The sequence below is a fragment of the Caballeronia sp. genome (genome assembly GCF_049581465.1).
Lineage (GTDB): Bacteria > Pseudomonadota > Gammaproteobacteria > Burkholderiales > Burkholderiaceae > Caballeronia.
On the sequence record NZ_JBAUSA010001408.1, the window covers coordinates 1 to 1,566 of the forward strand.

A 1,566-nucleotide genomic window follows, 5' to 3' on the forward strand; every position below is an offset into this window, starting at 1 on the left:
TTGCCAAGTACGACGGTCACCAGGCCGGCGGCATATGGGCCATTTTCCTGCCTGATGACCGGGTCCGGCTGATGATTGCCGATGGCAATAGCTCTGGAGGAAACGATCTCAACCATCGTCCGCCCGATGGGGACCCGTACATCGTGCCGGGCATCCGCGATGACGACTGGAACCGGCTGTTTCCCAATGGAGTGGCGCAAGGAATCAAGCAATGAACCTGCAATGGCCTGAACAGATGCCGGCGAGCGGCCGTGTGACGAAAGAAGAAAGCGATGTGGCCTGGGGGACCGGGATATGCCGCGTGATGGACCCGACCATGTCCTGCCCGCAGACGCTGCACATCACGCTGTTCTTCGACGGTACCAACAACAACGACGCTGAGGACAACAAGCTCTGGCGAGATTCGAAGAAGAAGACCCACACCAATGTGGCGCGGCTCTTCAATGGCCGGGCAAGGCCAGTTACGACCGAGGACGGGGTCACGATTCAGCGAAGCTCAGCCAGATCCCCCTGCACGATGTACATCGCCGCACTCGAATACGACGTGCCGCTCATGCGGGCAGAAGCGCTGCACCCCGTGCCACATTAATCCGGAGACCTGACAACATGACATTGAATTCCGTTTCCCGCCGCGTGCGCCTCGGCGTCTCCGCTAGCCTGCTTTTCGCCACAGCGCTGTCGCTTGCCGCTTGTGCCAGCCCGCCGTCACCCGCGGCCAGCCAAGTTGCTGTGCCGCATCGGGTTGAGCTCCTGAGCGGCGACTCTGGAATTTTGAATTACACCCCCTGGTACATCCACACGTGGGAGCTGAGCGGGCCGAAGGGGACGGGCATTGGTGGTGGCGGCCGCAACGCGATGCCTGTGAAAGACAATGGCCGTCCATCTGGCGGCAGCGGGATGTGCTGCGCCAGCATTCCCCATGACTGGCAACCGGACCTGCGGCTGACAGTGCGTTGGCTGGTATTCAAGGATGTCAAAAAGCTCGGCGCCAAGGCGCCGGGCGACTGGTACAAGGCCGAGAACGTGCAGATTGCTAAGTACGACGGTTACCAGGTAGGCGACATATGGGCCATCTTTCTATCGGGTGACCGCGTTCGGCTAATGGTTTCGGACGGCAACAGCTCCGGGGGAAACGATCTAAATCATCGTCCGCCCGATGGCGACCCATACATCGTGCAGGGCATGCGTGATGACGAATGGAACCGGCTGTTTCCCAATGGAGTGGCGCAAGGAATCAAGCAATGAGTCTTCGATGATCTATGCCGAGTGCCTGCTCAAGGCAACAAGAGGCGGTTCGACGCTCGTGCCGCATTAATCCGGAAACCTGATGACATGATATTGAATCCTCTTTCACGATCCGAGCGCCGTCGCGTTGCCGCTGGCCTGCTGTCGGTCATCGCGCTGTCGCTTACCGCCTGCAGCCCCTCGTCACCTGCGGGCAGCCAAGTTGCTGTGCCGCATCGGGTTGACCTCCTGAGCGGCGACTCTGGCATTTTGAATTACACCCCCTGGTACATCCACAGATGGGAGCTGAGCGGCCCGAATGGTACGGGCATTGGCGGTGGC

The 1,566-nt window shown here is 60.2% G+C and carries 2 protein-coding genes and 2 pseudogenes; all 4 read left to right on the forward strand.

Annotated features, from left to right (window positions below):
- Positions 1 to 215 (forward strand): annotated as a pseudogene (locus tag WCA53_RS34020) (hypothetical protein); the annotation flags it as partial.
- Positions 212 to 589: a hypothetical protein gene (locus WCA53_RS34025; protein ID WP_423922555.1), complete on the forward strand. Its 378-nt coding sequence runs from the start codon at positions 212 to 214 to the stop codon at positions 587 to 589. The pseudogene WCA53_RS34020 and the gene WCA53_RS34025, both read left to right, overlap by 4 nt.
- Positions 590 to 606: 17 nt before the next feature.
- Positions 607 to 1,245, forward strand: a complete 639-nt coding sequence (locus WCA53_RS34030; protein ID WP_423922558.1) for a DUF3304 domain-containing protein — start codon at positions 607 to 609, stop codon at positions 1,243 to 1,245.
- Between the two features lie 87 nt (positions 1,246 to 1,332).
- A pseudogene (locus WCA53_RS34035) lies at positions 1,333 to 1,566 on the forward strand (hypothetical protein); the annotation flags it as partial.